Source organism: Amycolatopsis marina (assembly GCF_900111885.1).
GTDB classification, from domain to species: Bacteria; Actinomycetota; Actinomycetes; order Mycobacteriales; family Pseudonocardiaceae; genus Amycolatopsis; species Amycolatopsis marina.
Genome location: NZ_FOKG01000044.1, coordinates 1 through 17,413, shown reverse-complemented (window position 1 = coordinate 17,413; position 17,413 = coordinate 1). Strand labels below are relative to the sequence as shown.

17 protein-coding genes and 1 pseudogene are annotated in these 17,413 nt (G+C 67.7%); 11 read left to right on the top strand and 7 right to left on the bottom strand.

From position 1 onward, the window contains the following. Together BM199_RS32615 and BM199_RS32610 are read left to right on the top strand one after the other, a co-directional pair. The coding region (locus BM199_RS32615) for an acyltransferase family protein (RefSeq protein ID WP_091679990.1) at positions 1-1,974 on the top strand (1,974 nt) is incomplete at its 5' end. Positions 1,975-2,026: 52 nt separating this feature from the next. After that, complete coding sequence (locus BM199_RS32610) at positions 2,027-2,452, top strand: DUF6292 family protein (RefSeq protein ID WP_091679977.1); 426 nt, start codon at positions 2,027-2,029, stop codon at positions 2,450-2,452. Between the two features lie 3 nt (positions 2,453-2,455). On the opposite strand, the gene BM199_RS32605 is transcribed toward BM199_RS32610, so the two are convergent. Together BM199_RS32605 and BM199_RS32600 are read right to left on the bottom strand one after the other, a co-directional pair. Further along, positions 2,456-3,892 carry a DEAD/DEAH box helicase gene (locus BM199_RS32605; protein ID WP_177242893.1) on the bottom strand — a complete coding sequence of 479 codons (1,437 nt, stop codon included), beginning with the start codon at positions 3,890-3,892 and terminating at the stop codon, positions 2,456-2,458. A gap of 211 nt (positions 3,893-4,103) precedes the next feature. Beyond that, positions 4,104-5,378: a cytochrome P450 gene (locus BM199_RS32600; protein WP_091679972.1), complete on the bottom strand. Its 1,275-nt coding sequence runs from the start codon at positions 5,376-5,378 to the stop codon at positions 4,104-4,106. 493 nt (positions 5,379-5,871) lie between these two features. Between BM199_RS32600 and BM199_RS32595 the strand changes: the two genes are divergently transcribed. From BM199_RS32595 to BM199_RS32580, 4 genes are all read left to right on the top strand, one after another. Next, positions 5,872-8,421 (top strand): sensor histidine kinase, encoded by a 2,550-nt coding sequence (locus BM199_RS32595; protein WP_245789014.1) that lies wholly within the window; start codon positions 5,872-5,874, stop codon positions 8,419-8,421. Continuing rightward, complete coding sequence (locus BM199_RS32590) at positions 8,421-8,837, top strand: roadblock/LC7 domain-containing protein (protein ID WP_091679970.1); 417 nt, start codon at positions 8,421-8,423, stop codon at positions 8,835-8,837. Before BM199_RS32595 ends, BM199_RS32590 begins: the two co-directional genes overlap by 1 nt. Further along, on the top strand, positions 8,834-9,208 hold the full coding sequence (locus BM199_RS32585) for a DUF742 domain-containing protein (protein WP_091679968.1): 375 nt from the start codon (positions 8,834-8,836) through the stop codon (positions 9,206-9,208). Before BM199_RS32590 ends, BM199_RS32585 begins: the two co-directional genes overlap by 4 nt. A 69-nt stretch (positions 9,209-9,277) precedes the next feature. Continuing rightward, positions 9,278-9,850, top strand: coding sequence for a GTP-binding protein (locus tag BM199_RS32580; protein WP_091679984.1), 573 nt, complete (start codon positions 9,278-9,280; stop codon positions 9,848-9,850). 57 nt (positions 9,851-9,907) lie between these two features. On the opposite strand, the gene BM199_RS32575 is transcribed toward BM199_RS32580, so the two are convergent. After that, complete coding sequence (locus tag BM199_RS32575) at positions 9,908-10,942, bottom strand: CobW family GTP-binding protein (protein WP_177242892.1); 1,035 nt, start codon at positions 10,940-10,942, stop codon at positions 9,908-9,910. Between the two features lie 83 nt (positions 10,943-11,025). Between BM199_RS32575 and BM199_RS35305 the strand changes: the two genes are divergently transcribed. The 3 genes and pseudogenes from BM199_RS35305 (at position 11,026) to BM199_RS32565 (ending at position 11,796) form a co-directional block, all read left to right on the top strand. After that, the gene (locus BM199_RS35305) at positions 11,026-11,358 is read left to right on the top strand and encodes a fibronectin type III-like domain-contianing protein (RefSeq protein ID WP_143101997.1); all 333 of its coding nucleotides are present in this window, start codon (positions 11,026-11,028) and stop codon (positions 11,356-11,358) included. After that, positions 11,331-11,564 (top strand): annotated as a pseudogene (locus tag BM199_RS32570) (carbohydrate-binding protein); the annotation flags it as partial. The gene BM199_RS35305 and the pseudogene BM199_RS32570, both read left to right, overlap by 28 nt. A 34-nt stretch (positions 11,565-11,598) precedes the next feature. Beyond that, positions 11,599-11,796 (top strand): PspC domain-containing protein, encoded by a 198-nt coding sequence (locus BM199_RS32565; RefSeq protein WP_091679960.1) that lies wholly within the window; start codon positions 11,599-11,601, stop codon positions 11,794-11,796. 73 nt (positions 11,797-11,869) lie between these two features. On the opposite strand, the gene BM199_RS32560 is transcribed toward BM199_RS32565, so the two are convergent. Further along, positions 11,870-12,796, bottom strand: coding sequence for a peptidoglycan-binding protein (locus BM199_RS32560; protein WP_091679958.1), 927 nt, complete (start codon positions 12,794-12,796; stop codon positions 11,870-11,872). 125 nt (positions 12,797-12,921) lie between these two features. Beyond that, positions 12,922-14,070 (bottom strand): carboxylate-amine ligase, encoded by a 1,149-nt coding sequence (locus BM199_RS32555; protein ID WP_091679955.1) that lies wholly within the window; start codon positions 14,068-14,070, stop codon positions 12,922-12,924. Between the two features lie 110 nt (positions 14,071-14,180). Between BM199_RS32555 and BM199_RS32550 the strand changes: the two genes are divergently transcribed. Both BM199_RS32550 and yidC read left to right on the top strand, forming a co-directional pair. Continuing rightward, entirely contained in the window at positions 14,181-14,495 is a 315-nt protein-coding gene (locus BM199_RS32550) for a DUF6412 domain-containing protein (RefSeq protein ID WP_091679952.1), read from the top strand. 77 nt (positions 14,496-14,572) lie between these two features. Beyond that, positions 14,573-15,373, top strand: a complete 801-nt coding sequence (gene yidC, locus BM199_RS32545; RefSeq protein ID WP_091679949.1) for a membrane protein insertase YidC — start codon at positions 14,573-14,575, stop codon at positions 15,371-15,373. 13 nt (positions 15,374-15,386) lie between these two features. Here the strand turns inward: yidC and BM199_RS32540 are convergent, their stop codons facing one another. Both BM199_RS32540 and BM199_RS32535 read right to left on the bottom strand, forming a co-directional pair. Beyond that, positions 15,387-16,211, bottom strand: a complete 825-nt coding sequence (locus tag BM199_RS32540; protein ID WP_245789012.1) for an SAM-dependent methyltransferase — start codon at positions 16,209-16,211, stop codon at positions 15,387-15,389. Between the two features lie 139 nt (positions 16,212-16,350). Further along, the coding region (locus BM199_RS32535) for a chitobiase/beta-hexosaminidase C-terminal domain-containing protein (RefSeq protein WP_177242890.1) at positions 16,351-17,413 on the bottom strand (1,063 nt) is incomplete at its 5' end.

Genomic DNA, 17,413 nt, shown 5'->3' with positions numbered 1-17,413 from the left:
CGGCCTGAGTTGCAGGGGTTGCGGGCGTTGGCTGCGTTGTTGGTGGTGGTGTATCACGTGTGGTTTGGCCGGATTTCCGGTGGTGTGGATGTGTTTTTTGTGATTTCGGGGTTTTTGATCACGGGTCAGTTGGTGCGGGTGTCGGTGCGGGGGCGGATTGAGTTCGGGCCGTTGTGGGCGCGGATGATCAAGCGGTTGTTCCCGGCGGCGTTGACGGTGTTGTTCGTGGTGATGGTGGCGAGTTGGTTGTTTCTGCCGGAGACGCGGTGGTTTCAGACGATTCGTGAGGTGTTCGCGTCGGCGTTGTATGTGGAGAACTGGCAGCTGGTGGCGAACTCGGTGGATTATTTCGCGCAGCACACGGGGGCGAGTGTGGTGCAGCATTTCTGGTCGTTGTCGATTCAGGGTCAGTTTTATGTGGTGTGGCCGGTGTTGATCGCGGTGGTGGTGTTGGTGGCGCGGCGGGCTGGGTGGGGGCTGCATCGGTCGGTGGGTGTGGTTCTGGCGGTGTTGTTCGTCGGGTCGTTGGGGTTGTCGGTGTGGTTGACGGTGGTGAATCAGCCGTTGGCGTATTTCCATTCGGGGACGCGGGTGTGGGAGTTCGCGTTGGGTGGGTTGGTGGCGTTGGTGATCGATCGGGTGGTGTTGCCGGTCGGGGTGCGGGTGGTGTTGGGGTGGGCCGGGGTGGCGGGTTTGGTGTTGTGTGGGTTGGTGTTGCAGGTGGGGACGGTGTTTCCGGGGTATGCGGCGTTGTGGCCGACGGTGTCGGCGGTGTTGGTGTTGGTGGCGGGGGCGACGGGGAGTGGGTGGGGTGCGGATCGGGTGTTGGGGTCGCGGCTGTTGCGGTCGTTGGGTGATTACAGTTATGCGTTGTATTTGTGGCATTGGCCGGTGTTGTTGTTTTATTTGGTGATTCGGGATCGGGTCGAGGTCGGGTTGCTGGGTGGGGCGTTCGTGATCGGGTTGTCGCTGGGTCTGTCGGTGCTGACCTACCACTTCATCGAAACCCCCGTCCGCGAAGGCCGGTTCCGGCTCGTGCTGCGCGGCAGCGCCTACCGGTTCGCGGTGGTGTCGCTGGTTCCGGTGCTGGTGACCGCCGGTGCGTGGCAGGTCGCCGCCGCGCAGCGCGCGTCCTACACCGTCCCGCCCGACGATCCGGACCATCCGGGAGCGGCCTCTCTGCTGCCCGGCTTCGAATACCAGGGCGCGGACACCCCGGCCGTCGCGCCCCGGTTCATCTCGCTGCCCGACCAGTTCGCCGGCATCGATGAGGAGCGCTGCCACCCGGCCGAGCGCAACGAAGAACTGGTGGTGTGCAGGAGCAGGACCGAAGGGCCACCGGTGAAACGACTCGTCGTGGTCGGCGACTCCCATGCACAGCAGTTCCTCGGGGCACTGCTGCCAGCCGCGGAGCGGAACAACTGGGAGGTCGTTTCGATGGTGCTCGGCCGCTGCCCGTTCTCCACGGGCTCGGAAACGATGCCGGGCAGTCAGTCCTGTCTCGACTGGAACGCCGACGCCGTCGACGAGATCGCCGAAACGGCTCCGGACGCGGTGTTCACGACCGCGACGAGGGAGATGCGCCCCGGCCGCACCGAGATGACCCCACCCGGGTACGTCGAGCAGTGGCGCAAGCTGGACGCGCTCGGCATTCCGGTTGTCGCGGCGCGGGACAATCCCCGTTTCGACTTCTGGCCCTCGAACTGCGTCGAGGTGAAGGGGCTGGATGCCAAGGAGTGCACCACGCCTCGGTCCGAGGTGGTGTCGCCGGAACCTCCGTACACGGGGATTCCTGACATACCGCCGAACGTGTCGTTCGTCGACTTCACCGACTTCTTCTGTCCGGAGGAGGCCTGCCCGGCCGAAGTGGGCAACGTGCTCGTCTATATGGACGACAACCACGTGACCAAGACCTACATGCGTACCCTGTCGCCGATGGTGGAACGGGAGTTGGTCTCCGCCCTGCGGTGGTGACACGCGGCTCAGGCATCCCCGAACCGTGCGTTACCCCCTAACGTGAACCGTTATGAACTCACCGACGGACAGCACTCCAGCACTGCGACAGGGACTCGCTGGGTATCTCCGTGCCGTTGCCGTGGAGGTCGGCGTACCTCCGGAGGGTACTTCGTTCGAAGTAAGCGACACGGCGACCGTGTATCTGGCCCTGGCCGGGCGCTGGCACGAACGGGCGGACCAGGACCTGATGCTCGTCTGGAGCGAGCGGCACGGCTGGGTGCTCGCCGTCGAGACAGATCCGACGGAGAACGCGCTGGTCGTGGACTATCTGGGCGGCGACGACCTCGTTCCGGAGCCGAAGGAGGTCGCCCAGTTCGTCGTCGACGTCATGGCCGGCCGACGACGGCACCGCGGCGACCGCCCGGTATTTCCCATCGTCGGCACGCGCCACGATCTCGCCGACCGTCTCGCCGACTACGTGGTCTGGGACGAGTAGGGCTCAGCGCGAACGCCTGCGCCCTCCGCCGCTGCCTGCCGAGAACGCCGCCGCACTGGAGCGTCGTGCCGGTGCTGCCGCCGCCCTGGACCTGCCGGAGCCGCCCCTTCGCGGAGCGCCTGACTTGTCACCGGACTTGGCCGCCGGCTTGCCGCCGCCGCGAGGGGCTGTCTTGGGTGGCGTGGCCGGTGGCCGCACGAAGGAGCGCTCGCCAGGGGCGAGCTCGTGCAGCAGTGGATGGTCCGGGCCGAGCTTGGTGGACTTCGGTGCGATTCCCGCCTTGCGGGTGAGCGCGCGGACATCGCCGACCTGGTCGTCGGTCATCAGGGTGATGACCGTGCCCTCGGCGCCCGCCCGAGCGGTTCGGCCCGAGCGGTGCAGGTAAGCCTTGTGCTCGACAGGAGGATCGGCGTGCACCACGCGCGCGACGTCGTCGACGTGGATGCCCCGCGCCGCGATGTCGGTGGCCACGAGGGTTCTCGCGGTGCCGTCGGAGAATGCCTTCAGATTGCGCTCCCTGGCGTTCTGGCCCAGGTTTCCGTGCAGTTCCACCGCGGGCACCCCCGCGGCGATGAGCTGGCGGGTCAGCGACTTGGCGCGGTGCTTGGTGCGGGTGAAGACCAGCGTCCGGCCCGGCGCGGCGACCAGCTGCAGCAGGACCGGGATTCGTGCCTCGCTGTGCACGTGCAGCACGTGGTGGGACATCGACGAGACCGGCGACTGCGCCGAGTCGACGCTGTGCGTCACCGGATCGATCAGGTAGCGCTTCACCAGCACGTCGATCCCGCTGTCGAGGGTCGCGGAGAACAGCAGGCGCTGCCCGTTCCGCGGCGTCTGGTCCAGCAGCTTGCGGACGACGGGGAGGAAACCGAGGTCCGCCATGTGGTCGGCCTCGTCCAGCACGGTGATCTCGACGGCGTCCAGATGCGCGTGCCCACCGGCCAGGTGGTCCCCAAGACGGCCGGGGCAGGCGACCAGGATGTCCACGCCCGCGCGCAGGGCGGTGATCTGCGGGTTCGGCCGCACCCCGCCGAACACGGTCAGGGTGCGCAGCGACAGCGCCTTGGCCAGCGGGGCGATCGACGCCTCGATCTGCGTGGCGAGCTCTCTGGTGGGGGCCAGGATCAGCGCGCGAGGGCGGCCGGGCCGGGTGCGGACGGGGTTCGCGGCGAGGCGCGTGAGCAGTGGCAGAACGAACGCGTAGGTCTTGCCTGAGCCGGTGCGTCCCCGGCCGAGCACGTCGCGGCCGGCCAGTGAATGCGGCAGTGTCGCCGCCTGGATGGGGAAGGGGTCCTGCACGCCCTGCGCGGCGAGCGCCGCGACCAGCTTCGCGGGAACGCCGAGTTCGGCGAATCCGGCCACGGGTGCCGTGGCTGCTGTGGGTGTGTCTGCCCCGCCTGTGGCGGGGGAGGACATGGTGCTGGGGCGGCGAGCCGCCATAGGAATCTCCGAACGTGGAAGGGTCGTCCTGCCCGGCGCAGACCCAGGTGGTCGCGGCGCGTGGTGGTCCGACATGAAGAAGCGGCCCGAGGCAGAACTGAGCGGGCCACTGTGCACCAGCCTACCTGGCAGTGGCCCGCCCACCGTCGAGGCCCGATGTAATGCTCGCCTCACTCGCCGGTGGGCGGCACCATGCGAAGTCCGTGACCTGTCAGTCCACCAGCACCGGCAGCGAGTCGACCCCGTAGACGATCGAAAGTTTGCGGAAGGTCAGATCCTCAGGGGCGACCGCCAGGCGCAGGTTCGGAAAGCGCCGCACCAGCGCGGGATAGGCGGCCCGCAGTTCCATCCTGGCCAGCTCGGCCCCGATGCAACGGTGGATGCCGTAGCCGAAGGCCAGGTGCGAGGAGGCCTTCCTGGTCGGGTCGAAATTCTCCATGTCAGTACCGAGAACGTCGTCCCGGTTCGCCCCGCTGAGTGAGACGAGCACGATGTCCCCGCTGGAGATCTGCGTTCCCGCGATCTCCATGTCTTCCTTCGCGAACCGGGGGAACGCGACCTGGACCACCGTCAGGTACCGCAGCAGTTCCTCGACGAAGCGATCGATCGCCTCGTCGTCGTCGCGGATGCGGGCGAACGTGTCCGGGTCCCGGAGCAGAACCAGCGCGCCAAGGGCGAGCATGCTGGCCGTGGTCTCCAGGCCGCCGGTCAGCACGCCGTCGGCGAGTCCGGCCAGCTCCCTGTCGTCGATCTCGTCACCGTGCTCCTTGACCAACATGCCCAGCAGCCCGTCACCCGGTTCCTCGCGCTGCTTCTTCACGATCTCGAGCAGGTACTCGAGTGATTCCGTGATCGCGCCGAGTGACGCCCCGGTGCCGCCGAACAGATCGAATCGTGCCGTACTCAGCCGTTGGAAGTCATCCCGGTCCTCGTAGGGAACGCCGAGCAATTCGCAAATGGTGAGCGACGGAATTGGCAGCGCGAATGCCTCCGCCAGATCCACGGGTCCATCCGATTTTGCTATTGCGTCGAGCTGCTCGTCGATTATCTCGTCGATTCGCGGTGTTAGCCGGTTAAGCCGCCGCATGGTGAATTCCGGCGTGAGTAGTTTGCGCAGCCTGGTGTGCACCGGCGGATCGGCGAAGCCGAGACCTCCGGGGTTCTGCTCCGCCGTGACGCCGGCGCTGCCGATGAGGTTGGTGAAGTCGCTGCTGAAGCTGTTGCCCTTGCCGAGTACGGCCTTGGCCTCGTCGTAGCCGGTGACGAGCCACGCGTTCATTCCGAACGGGAGTGAGAGCTTCGTGATCGGCTCGGTCTCCCTGGTCTTCGCCAGTTCACTGACGGGATCGAGGCCGTCACGTTTGAGCGGCATCAGTGCGGCGTCCGGCAGGAACGACATCGTGGAGAGGTCGAAGCCCTTTTTCTGCTTCCTCGCAAAATACTTGCGCCCCAGCCAAGCAATGATCCGCGAGCGGAGAGTCTGCATGAATTAACGCTACCGCACCCAGGTACGCGGTCGATGGGGCCCGCAGGTGTTCCGGAAGGGGGCCTGCCCCACCGAAGCGGTGTCGCCGCCGCCTCGGAGCTGGACGAGTTCGCGGCAGTGACCCCTGTCACCCCGTGCCCTGCTTCCGTTGCACGCACTGTGAACCGTCGGTTACGCGAACAACTGACCGTGGAAGCGGTAGGGCGCCCTACCGGATGCACGGGCTTGCATCACGATCATTTCTCGCTGATATGGTCTTGCGACACATGTCACGAATCGCGTTCGGCTGTTTCCAAAATTGGGTTCTGCCGGTTAAGTAATCACAGCCCGTCTGCTGGGCCATACGGAGCAACATGTTTGACTGTTCGTGGGATCATGTTTACCGTCGCCGCGGGCGAGCGGAGCACGGTGAGCTGATCCGGCTAGCAGAACTCGGGTGCTGGGGCCCAGGTAACCGAATCACGAAGAACTGCCGGAAGGACAACGGGCCGCAGTGAAGCAGATCTCATTCATTCGTTCGCGGACGTCCTCGATTCGTTCGCGGGTGCTCGCGATCGCACTGATCCCCAGTGCCGCGCTGCTCGTGGTCGGGGTCGCGCTCGCGGGTTACCTGGTGTACGACGCGAACCAGACCCGGGACTTCGCCGCCAAGATCCAGGACGCGTCCGGACCCGCCCTGCAGTACTTCACCGCACTACAGGAGGAGCGCAGGCTCACCCTGCAGCAGGTGGCCGGTGGGCCCAACGACCGGGCCGCGCTGGTCGAGCAGCGGGGAAAGATGGACGTCGCTGCCAAGCAGGTGCTCGACAGCGTGGGCAACCTCGCCGGTGACGCGCCCGAGAGCGTCCGGCAGAGCATCGGCACGCAGGCCCAGCTGATCGGCGGCCTGCCGAAGTTCCGCGAGCAGGTGGACGCGGGCCAGGTGCCGCTGACCGAGGCGTACGCCTACTACAGCCGGATGCTCGACGAGTTCGCCTCCGGCCTCAACGGCATCGCGCAGACCGCGCCGGACGCGGAGATCGCATACCTCAAGGTCACCGCTCTACCACTGTTCACCAGCGCCGACGGCATGCAGCGCGGTGACGCGCTCGCCGCCGCCGCGGTGGCCGGAGAAGGGCTCAGTGAGCAGGAGTTCCGCACCTACATCGGTCAGGTGGGGGCCTATCACACCCTGCTGGAAGGCTCCGCCGCGCGAATGCTGCCCGAGGTGCGGGCCCGGTACGACCAGCTCATCACAGGGGAAGCCTGGAACCGGCTGGTCACCGTGGAGAACGCCTTCCTGCGGGGCAACCAGACAGAGCTGCCGGTTCCCGAGGACCAGTGGCGTGCCGCGGCCCGGGAGGTCGGCGACACACTGATGAGTCTCTACTTCCAGCAGAGTGGGGCCGGCACCGACCTGGCGATCGAGCGCGGCGAGGACACGCTGCTCACCTCGCTGATCGCCGGTGCGGCGGCACTGCTGCTCGCGATCGGGGTGTTCCTGACGGCGCTGCGGTTGTCGAACCGCCTGGTGCGCAGGCTGGCCAGGCTGCGGGAGGAGACCCTCGACGTCGCCGATCAGCAGTTGCCCGAACTCGTCCGGCGGGTCCGGGACGGCGAGGCGGTGGATCTCGACAGCGAGGTCTACTTCCTCGACCACGGCGAGGACGAGATCGGCCAGGTCGCCGACGCCTTCAACAAGGCGCAGCAGACCGCGCTCGCGGCCGCCGTGGACGAGGCCAAGACCAGGGAGGGGACCAGGGCGGTCTTCCTCAACATCGCGCACCGCAACCAGGTCATCGTGCACCGCCAGCTCAAGGTGCTCGACCAGGCCGAGCGAAAGCAGGAAGACCCCGAGCAGCTCGACACGCTGTTCAAGCTCGACCACCTCTCCACCCGTGCCCGCCGCAACGCTGAGAACCTCATCATTCTCGGCGGTCAGCAGCCGGGCAGGCAGTGGCGTAACCCCGTCGTGCTGGCGGAACTGGTGCGCGGCGCATCCGCCGAGACCGAGGACTACACCCGGGTCAGCGTCGCCAAGCTGCCCGCGATCGCAGTCAACGGCCCAGTCGTCGGTGACCTGGTGCACCTGCTGGCCGAGCTGATCGACAACGCCACCTCGTTCTCCCCGCCGGAGTCGCGCGTCGAGATTCGGGGCAACGTCGTGGGCCGCGGCGTCGTGATCGAGGTCGAGGACCAGGGACTCGGTATCGAGCCAGACCAGTGTGAGCAGTTCAACGCGATGCTGGCCGATCCACCCGACTTCGGCATCATGGCGTTGTCCACCGAGCCGCGGCTGGGACTGTTCGTGGTCGCCCGCCTCGCGGGACGCCACGGCATCTCCGTGACGCTGCGGGAGTCGGCCTACGGTGGGACGCGCGCGATCGTGCTGGTGCGTTCCGAACTGCTCAGCCAGGTTCCTGAGCCGGAGGAGGACGAGCCGGACGCCGACGCCGTTCCCGCGCAGCAGACCACGCGTCGCCGCGGCAGGCCGGAACCGGTGCCGGACGAGGTGCCGCAGGCCGCGCCGGCCCGCTCCCAGACGCAGGCACCCGCGCAGCAGGAGAGCGAAACGCCGCAGGATCCCGCGACGCCACCGCCGCTGCCGGTGCGTCCGACGCGCCATCGTGGTCCAGCGCAGGCGCCACCACCGGCACCGCCGCCGGGCCAGCCCGCACAGGTCCCGGTTTCGACACCGGCGGGGGCCGACGCGCGACAGAACGGGCGGTTCGCGGACGCGCCGACCCGCACCGACCTGTTCCGCCCGCAGCATCCGGACGCCAGGCCGCGCAGCGAAGGGTGGCCGAGGCACGAGGCGAGGCCCGCGCAGCCCACCCAGCCACCTCGGCCGGTCTCGCCGGGGCGGCCGCCGCTACCGCAGCGGCGCAGGCAGCAGAACCTGGTCCCGCAGTTGATGGACAATGGCAAGGAGACCGAGGCCGAGCAGACCAGGGACGACTCGCCGGAGCAGGCCAGGAACCGCCTGGCGGCGTTCCAGCAGGGCACCCGGCGCGCACGTGAGCAGGAGCCGGGCAGCAACGACACATCTGGAGATCGAGCGTAATGGTCAACGCAGGAGTCAACGAGCTTGACTGGTTGCTGGACGACCTGGTCAAACGGGTGGCCGGTGCCGACCGCGCAGTGGTGCTCTCGGCGGACGGGCTGCTGATCGGCCGGTCCGGCAATCTGTCGGAGGAGGACGCGGAGCACCTCTCGGCTGTCGCGTCGGCGTTCCAGAGCCTGGCCCGCGGCACCGGCCGGCACTTCGGTGGCGGCAACGTACGCCAGACGATGGTGGAGATGGACCACGCTTTCCTGTTCGTGACCGCGGCCGGGCAGGGAGCCTGCCTCGCGCTGCTGGCCACGGAGAACGCGGACATGGGCATGGTCGCATTCGAGATGAACCTGATGGTCAAGCGTGTCGGGGCCGTGCTGACGGCGGCACCCCGGGGCGCCGCGGTCGAACACACCTCGCCATGAACGCGCACGAGGACGAGACGTGGTTCGACGAGGCGGCGGGCCCGTTGGTCCGTCCGTACGCGGTCACGGGCGGGCGAACCCGTTCGGACACTCTCGGACTCGACCTGATCACGCTGGTGGTGGCCCTGCCGTCGGCGGCGGAAGCCGCGGCGATGGAGCCGGAGTACGCACGCATCGTGCGGTTGTGTCAGCGGCCCATGTCGGTCGCCGAGGTGGCCGCACGCGTCGACCTGCCGCTGCCTGTGGTAAAGGTGCTGCTGAGTGACCTCATCGAGCGCAACCACATCCTGTTCCGCACGGCGGCCCCGGCCGCGGACATCCCGAACAAGCATGTGCTCCATGCGGTACTCGAAGGCATCAGGAAACTGTGATCACTAGGGAGACCCGTGCCAAGCGGTGAGGCGAGTGAGGAACGCGGCGGCGTGCCCGGGCGGCGGTCGCTGACGGCATCCGCGGTGAAGATCCTCGTCGCGGGGGGCTTCGGCGTCGGCAAGACCACGATGGTCGGTTCCGTGAGCGAGGTGGCGCCGCTGCGCACCGAGGAACTGATCACCGAGGCATCGGCGGGGGTGGACGACCTCTCCGGGGTCGAGAGCAAGCGGACGACCACGGTCGCACTCGATTTCGGCCGGATCACGATCAACCCCGAACTGATCCTGTACCTGTTCGGCACTCCGGGACAGGACCGTTTCTGGTTCATGTGGGACGAACTGGCCCGCGGTGCGCTCGGCGCGGTCGTGCTGGCGGACACCCGCAGGCTGGACAGCTGTTTCGCCGCGCTGGACTTCTTCGAACGTCGTGGTCTGCCGTTCGTGGTGGGCGTCAACTGTTTCGACGGCGCGCACCGCTACGGCACCGAGGAGGTCCGGGCGGCACTGGACGTGGGGATGGACGTGCCGCTGCTGCTGTGTGACGCCCGCGACCGGGAGTCGACCAAGCAGGTACTGATCACGCTCATGCACCACGTCATGGCCGCCAGCGAACTGATCTCCAGCGGCCTGTCGCCGCGCTGAGCGGGTGGTGGGATGTCCTCAATGTGGCATTGGGGACATCCCGCGAAGCCGGCCCGCTCAGGGGCCGACGTGACGCAGGATCCGCAGCATGCTCTGTGGGTCGACCGAGTCCGGGTCCGCCTCGGCGCAGGCGTTCAGCTCCGTCAGCAGTGCCTCCCGGTCGAGACCGGTGCCGATCAGCACCAACTGGGTCTCCCGTGGTTCTCCCTCGGCCCAGCGGGACTCCCGGACCTCAAGGAACCCGCCCACCGTGTGCACGGTGAACTTGTGGGTGTGGCCGGGGACGCCGAAGTACACCACGCCCTTCAGCCGGAAGAGTCCCGGTGGCCGGTTGTCCAGGAAGCGCATCAGCCTACGCGGATGCAGGGCCTGTGAGCAGCGGAACTCCACACTGTCGTACGTGGAGTGCAGGTGCCCGTCGTGGTCGTCGTGTTCGCTGTGCTCGGAGCGCAGGTCGTCGAAGGAGAGTTGCCGGGCAATATCCTCGGCGGGGGCGGGGCGCTGGTCGAACAGCAGGCCCGGATCGATCCGGCCGCGTTCGGTCGCCAGCACCGGCCTGCCGCCGGAGAGCCTGCCGACTGTTTCGATCAGCGTGGCGGTGCTCTGCTCGTCGATCCGGTCGATCTTGTTCAGCACCACCAGATCGGCGTAGGCGAGGTGCCGGTCGATGTCCGGATGAGCCAGCCTGGTGTTCTCGAACTCGGCGGCGTCGACGACGTCGACCAACCCACCGTAGGACACGTGCTCGTTGCTGGCGGCCAGGATCAGCCGGATCATTTCCTTCGGCTCGGCCAGTCCGCTCGCCTCGACGACGATGGCATCGAGATCGGTTCCGGGACGGGTGAGCCGGTCGAGCAACGCGTCCATTCCCCGTGCGTCGACCGTGCAGCACAGACAGCCGTTCTGCAGGGAGATGCTCGAGTCCACCTGCCCTGCCACGGCCAGCGCATCGATGTTGATGCTGCCGAAGTCGTTGACCACCACACCGATCCGGGTGCCGGAACTGTTGGTCAGCAGATGGTTCAGCAGGGTGGTCTTTCCTGAGCCGAGGAAACCCGCCACGAGCACGACCGGAATCCGCTGTCTGGCCACTCGTCCGCTCCGTCCCGCAATCGCCGCACCTGTGGTGATCGCACTTGCGCACTCGGCGCCGATCGTAACGAGGTCCCGGCAGGGTGCTGACAACCCGTCGGGGCCCGCCCGGACGGTCCGGCAACCGTCCAGTCTCAGTCGGCGCATCCGGTTCCGCCTTGGCGGCCTCGATCCCGACGGCGGACCGTACGCCGGAATCGGAGCTGACACTCGACGCGGCGGACCTGGCGCACTGGGACGTGAGACGAAACCGCTGGGTGGTCGAGTCTTCTGTCTACGACATCCTGGTCGGCGTCCGCGGGGGACATCAGGCAGAAGCGTCCCCTGCGGGTCTTCGGGGAGGTGATTCCCCACGAGGAATCTCTTCAGGGAGACGGACGCCGAGACGTTCGACGACTACTCCGGGGGCACGCTGACCGACCGGAGCAAGGAGCGTGGCACCTCGGTCATGTCGAGCGAGTCCGGTGGGTGGATCCTGATCCGGGACGTTGACCTGCGGCGCGGCGCGCGGACCATGGTGGGCAAGGTCGCGAAGGAGTCGCGGGGCGAGTCGCGGATCGTCGTCCGCGCGGGCGGTCCCCGCACGGGTGTTTATCGGGGTCCGGATCCGGGACTTCACTGATGCGCGATCGCGCGTGCTGCCCCATCGTGGAGGTATGACGACATCGACGAGATCGTTGACGAGGCCGCGAGGCAAGCGAGTGTTCGGCGGGGTCTGCGCCGGACTGGCCGAGCGAGTGGGCTGGAAGCCGAGGAACATGCGCCTGCTGTTCGTGCTGTCCTGCCTGTTGCCTGGACCGCAGGTCCTGCTCTACGTCGCGCTGTGGATCATCATGCCCGACCGGGGCTACTGAACGTCTGGTGGGTGGTACCCGGCAGGCTGCGGCGCGGGGGAAGCCACAGCCTGCCGGGGGTCGGGGGCCTCGGTCAGTAGAAGCAGCCCGAGGTGGGCAGGGAACCGACCGCGGGGACCTGCTTCCCGTCGTAGACGGCCAGCAGCAGCCGCTGCGGGCACACCAGCGCGCCGTCGCTGCGCTTGAGCTGCAGGTGCAGGTGCGGTCCGCTGCTGCGGCCGGTGTTGCCCGAGTAGCCGATGAGTTGTCCCGCCTTGACCTCGCCGCTGGCCACGGCGGCCTGCTTGAAGTGACAGTAGGTGTAGGTGCCGCCGTCCTTGGCCCGGATCGTCACGCCGTAACCGCAGCTCCCGGTGTTCCCGATCTTGGTGGCGGTGCCACCGTTGACCGCGTACACCTTGGTGCCGGTCCTGGTCGGCAGGTCGATTGCCGGGTACGTGTGATGCGGGTCGTCGTACTCGCTGCGGGGCATCACGCTCTTGCCGACCGGTAGCGAGTAGCCGCCCACGTCGCCGATACCGGCGACCAGTTCACGCCAGGTCTCGGTGGTGACCTTGCCGTTGACCGTCAGGCCGTTCTCCTGCTGGAACTTCTTCACCGCCTCGGCGGTCGCCGCGTCGAAGGTGCCGTTGGCGGTCAGCTTGGCGCCGTGCTTGTTCAGCTGCTCCTTGGCCGCGGTCACCGCATGGGTGGCCGTGCTGCCCTCGCCGACCTCGACGACGAGTTTCGGCCAGGTGGCCGGGCCGACGATACCGTCGGCGTCGAGGCTCTTCGCCCGCTGGAACGCGGTCACCTGCGTCTTGGTGTTGGGGCCGAAGTCACCGTCGACCCCCGTCGCGTGGCCGTGGTGGGTCACCAGGTGTTGTACGGTGCGGACGTCGGTGCCTTTGTGCCCGCTCTGTACCAGTGGCCAGGAAGCGGCCGTGGCCACTCCCTGCAGGCCGAGCAGGACCATGGCCGCGGTGAGCACGCAGGCGACCACGGCTGGCATTCTTCGCATGGGGAACTCCCTGGAGAGAAAGTCGTGTATTTGCACAAAAAGAACCAGCTGGGCAGGGGTTGGTCAATGTGCTCCAGGAAGCAAAAATATTCCCAAAAGTGTGGCCCGGAGTTTGTGGTGTCCGGTCAGCGATTTGTTTCCGGCACGGTGCTGGTCTCGGCCGTCCACTCCGGATTCTCCGGGAGCAACGCGTTTCCGGTCAGTTCGTCGACCACGTCGGTCAGCCGGTGGCGTGCGGCGAAGGCCGCACGCTGACGCTGCGCACCACCGCCGGATCGCCGGAGGGTGTCCAGTCCGGTGAGCACGAAACTCCGGTCCTCGCCGTGCAGCACCGGCCGCAGGTGATCGGCGAGTAGCGCGGGAAGAGCGTCACCGGACACCAGTTCGCCGGTCAGCGGATTGGGACACCGGCCGCCGAGGCCGTCCCGGGCGGCGCGCCAGAGAAATGCCCGGAGTACTTCGAGATGCAGCAGGGGCGCCGCGCGCCGGTTCTCGATGTCGCGCAGCGCGAGTGCGACCAGACCGCGCACGACGAGTGCCAGCAGGGCGGCCTCCCCAGCGGTGGCGGCCACGTCGCTGACCCTGATCTCCAGGGTCGGCTGCTTCTCGGAAAGGCGGATGTCCCAGTACACCATGTCCCGGTCGAGCATCGCCTCCGCGCGCAGCATGGCTCCCACACTGTCGTCATAGTGATCGACGGACTCGAACATCGGTGGCGGCCCCGCCGACGGCCACAGCGCCCAGCGCACGTACCGCCAGCTGCTGTAGCCGGTGTCGCCACCGTAGTTGTACGGGGAGTTCGCGGTCAGCGTGAGCAGCACCGGCAGCCAGGCCCGAATGTGGTTGCTGATCGCGATGCCGGTCGCCCGGTCGGGAATGGCGAGATGAACGTGACAGCCGCACGTGGCCGCCGCAGTGGCGACGTCACCGAAATGGTCCGCCATCTTGCGATAGCGTGGCCGCGGCGTGATTCCGGCGGGTCTGCTCTCCTCGAGCAGCGGGGTTCCGCTGGGCAGGAGTCGCAGACCGCGTGCGGCGGCCTTCGCCGCGAGTTCCTCGCGGAGCCGACGGAGCTGCGCGTGCAACTCCGCCACATCCGTGCATACGCCGGTGGCGGACTCCACCTGACAGCGGGCCAGTTCTTCCTGAACGTCGCCGGTGGGTTCGTCATCGGTGGCGCGGACCACCTCCGGCCCCGATCGCACCAGGCGTCCGTCCGGTCCGACGAGGAGGAACTCCTCTTCGACGCCGACGGTCAATCCGTCCTCGGCCATGACAGCAGCACTACCCATCCGCGGGTCCGGTGAAACCGCGGCGGTGGGTGGGTGCTTACCGCCGGATTCGGGCATCGCGGGGCGGGATCTGGCCGGGTAGAGTGCCTGTCATGGTGCTGCGAGGTGAGTTGGGTTCTCGTCTCACCTTCGTGCTCGCGGTGTTCCTGCCCGTGCTCTTCATCGCGGTTCCGACGGGGGACGCGGGGCCGCTCGGGCTCGCCACCGCGCTGACCGCGGGACTGGCGGCCGCACTCGTCGCGTGCGCGCTCCAGATCCGGCTCGAACCGGCGGCGGCCCCCGCGCACAAGCGGACCGTCAGCCTGCGTGAGCGGGCGCGGCTCGCGAACTTCCTCCGGCTGCGCAACCCCGACGCCCCGGGTCACGCCCGGCCACGAGCTCCGTCATTCGGCAGCGCGGCTGCCTAGCTGGTTTCTCCACTCAGCGAGGCAAGTCGCTTCCGTCTGTCCGAATCCTCACTTGATCCTCGACGGAGTGACCTGTCATGTTCGATATCTTTCTTTACCCTGTTTCGGCTGTTCTCTGGTTCTGGCACAAAATCTTCGGCGCACTGCTGAACCCGGACAGCGGGCTGGCCTGGGTGCTCGCGATCGCCTTCCTCGTCTTCACCGTCCGGGCCCTGCTGCTCAGGCCCGCGCGCGGCCAGTTGCGCGCCGCGCGGCGCACGCAGGCGCTCGCGCCACAACTGCGGAAGATCCGCGAGCGATACCGCGACGACCGGGCGCGGATGGCTCAGGAAATCCAGAAGCTGCACGCCGACAACGGAGTCAGCCCGCTCGGCGGATGCCTGCCCGCGTTGCTGCAGATCCCCGCGTTCCTGAGCCTGTTCTGGGTGCTGCGCGGCTTCACACCGGCCGCCGAGGGCAACTACGCCTTCGACGGTGCCGGCGTGCGCTCCTTCCTGAGCGCCGATCTGTTCGGCGCCCGCCTCGGCAACTGGATCAGCCAGCCCGCCGCCGACCTCGTCGCGTTCGGCACGGACCGGCCGCACATGCTCGCCGTCGGCCTGCCCCTCATGGTCATCGCGGGTCTTGCCACGTTCCTCTCCATGCGGATGTCCCTGCGCAGGCCGGACTCCGTCGGCAGCAACCCGCAACTGGCCACCGTCATGAAGGCGATGACGTACCTCGCGCCCGTCGGCATGGTGGTCTCCGGACTCTTCTTCCCCATCCCGATCGGCGTGCTGCTTTACTTCCTCGCCAGCAACTTGTGGACCCTCGGACAGCAACACGTCCTGACGAAGATCGTGGACAACGACCGGGAGCGGCCGCCGAGCCGCCGGTGACGCACCCGCGCTCTCAGGGCTTGACGGCGACACCGCACAGGTAACGTGCTCGTGCGGGCTTGTCCCTCCACCAGTTCTCCTCGTTGCCATCCGGGCGCCACTCCGGTGCCCAAGCCAGTCCTGGCTGCACGAGTTCCCAGTCGGCGAAGAACTCGCCGATCTCCTCCGGCGTGCGCAGGCAGGCCGGGCTGGTGGTCTTCGAGTAGTTGCGGACGACCTCGCGGGTGTTCTTGTCGTCCAGCCCGTCGGAGATGTGGCTGAGCACCAGCAGGCTTCCCGCGGGCAGCTGGTGCCGGTAGTAGGCCAGTGCCTTCCCCGGCTCCTGCTCTGGGAACATGAAGTGCAGGATGCCGGTGATCAGCAGGCAGATCGGCTCGTCGGGGTTGATCACGCCGGTGTCCAGCACCTGCTCCCACAGTTCCTCGCTGTCGAAGAAGTCCGCGAAAACCGCCTTGTGGCGGTCCGGGTCGGCCTCCCCGTCCAGCAGGATCTCGGCGTGCGCGTGCGCGATCTCCTCGTTGTCGATGTACACGACCCTGGCCTGTGCTTCCGGGGCGACCCGGTCGGCGACCTCGTGTGCCTGCCCCTGGCTGGGCAGGCCGGCGCCGATATCCACGAACTGGGTGATACCACGGTCCAGCGCGAACTGGACCGCGCGGCCGATGAAAGCCCGGTTGGACCGCATTCCGTTGGGCATGTCCGGGGCCATCTCGACCTGCTTGTCGGCGAACGCCCGGTCGATTGCGTAGTTGTGCTCGCCCCCGAGCAGGTAGTCGTAGATCCGCGCCGAGCTGGGCTTGTCCACCGCCGCAAGGCCGTCGTTCGCCGATTTCCGCACGGGGCACGCTCCTTTGTCACCTGATGGGTCAGGACGGTGAGACCAGTCTGCCCTGCCGGTGGGCGGCTGTGAACCGCCGCAGACACCGATTCCCCGGGTTCGTGCCGCAGCACGAACCCGGGGAAGGCGTTCTCCCCTGTTACTTTCCGACGTCCGAGCGGGCCGCGGCATTCATGATGCGCCCCTTCTCCTGGTCGGAGATGATGCCGTCCGCCACGAGGGCGTCGGTGACCTGCCGGACGTGCTTGACGAACTTGCCGTGGTTGGCGTACTCGCCGTTCTCGTCGATCAGGTCGTTGATGGTGCAGCCATCGCCGGTGTCGACATTGGCCACGGTGCTGTCGTTGTTACCGATGATCACCGTTTCCCGGACATCCGATCCGGGGCAGGCGTCCGAGTCCGATGCCACGACCGTGAAGGTCAGCGAACCGGTTTCGGAGACGTTGCCCGCGTTGTCCGTGGCCCGGTACAGCACCGTGTGCTCGCCGGGCGCGGTGAGCACGAGCGGGTCGTCGTACGGCGTGAACGAACCCCCGTCGAGGGAGTACCGCAGTGCGAACACTCCGGAACCAGTGTCCGATGCGGACAAGGTGACGGTTGCGGAGCCGACGTAGTTGCCTTCGGCGTCCTGGTCACCGGTGACCTCGGCGTTCACCTGCGGCGGTGCCGTGTCGTCCGGGTCTTCGGCGACGACGGTGAACGACACCGAGGCGATCTCGGATGTGTTCCCCGCGTTGTCGGTGGCCCGGAAACTCACCGTGTGCTCGCCCGGCTCACTCACGACGATCGGTTCCGTGTAGGGGTTGTAGGAACCGCCGTCGATGGCGAAGTGGACGGTGTCGAGGCCGGAGTCGGCGTCGGTGGCGGTGACGGTGACGGTCGCGGAGCCGACGTAGTTGCCTTCGGCGTCCTGGTCACCGCTGACCTCACCGCTGACCTCCGGCGCGGTGCTGTCGTCCGGGGCAGGTTCGGTGACGGTGAAGATGACCGACCCCGCCTCGGAGGTGTTACCGGAGTTGTCGGTGGCTCGGTACTGCAGTGTGTGCTCGCCGGCGGTGTCCACGGTGATCGGTGTGGTGTACGCCTGGTAGGCGCCTCCGTCGAGCTGGTACTCGACGGTGTCGACGCCGGAGTCGGCGTCGGTGGCGGTGACGGTGACGGTCGCGGAGCCGATGTAGTTGCCTTCGGCGTCCTGGTCACCG

Bases quoted from the DNA above. Each gene is read 5' to 3' on its own strand.
- BM199_RS32610 (WP_091679977.1), top strand. From the start codon at position 2,027: ATGAACTCACCGACGGACAGCACTCCAGCACTGCGACAGGGACTCGCT.
- BM199_RS32605 (WP_177242893.1), bottom strand. From the start codon at position 3,892: ATGGCGGCTCGCCGCCCCAGCACCATGTCCTCCCCCGCCACAGGCGGG.
- BM199_RS32600 (WP_091679972.1), bottom strand. From the start codon at position 5,378: ATGCAGACTCTCCGCTCGCGGATCATTGCTTGGCTGGGGCGCAAGTAT.
- BM199_RS32590 (WP_091679970.1), top strand. From the start codon at position 8,421: ATGGTCAACGCAGGAGTCAACGAGCTTGACTGGTTGCTGGACGACCTG.
- BM199_RS32585 (WP_091679968.1), top strand. From the start codon at position 8,834: ATGAACGCGCACGAGGACGAGACGTGGTTCGACGAGGCGGCGGGCCCG.
- BM199_RS32565 (WP_091679960.1), top strand. From the start codon at position 11,599: ATGACGACATCGACGAGATCGTTGACGAGGCCGCGAGGCAAGCGAGTG.
- BM199_RS32560 (WP_091679958.1), bottom strand. From the start codon at position 12,796: ATGCGAAGAATGCCAGCCGTGGTCGCCTGCGTGCTCACCGCGGCCATG.
- BM199_RS32555 (WP_091679955.1), bottom strand. From the start codon at position 14,070: ATGGCCGAGGACGGATTGACCGTCGGCGTCGAAGAGGAGTTCCTCCTC.
- BM199_RS32550 (WP_091679952.1), top strand. From the start codon at position 14,181: ATGGTGCTGCGAGGTGAGTTGGGTTCTCGTCTCACCTTCGTGCTCGCG.
- yidC (WP_091679949.1), top strand. From the start codon at position 14,573: ATGTTCGATATCTTTCTTTACCCTGTTTCGGCTGTTCTCTGGTTCTGG.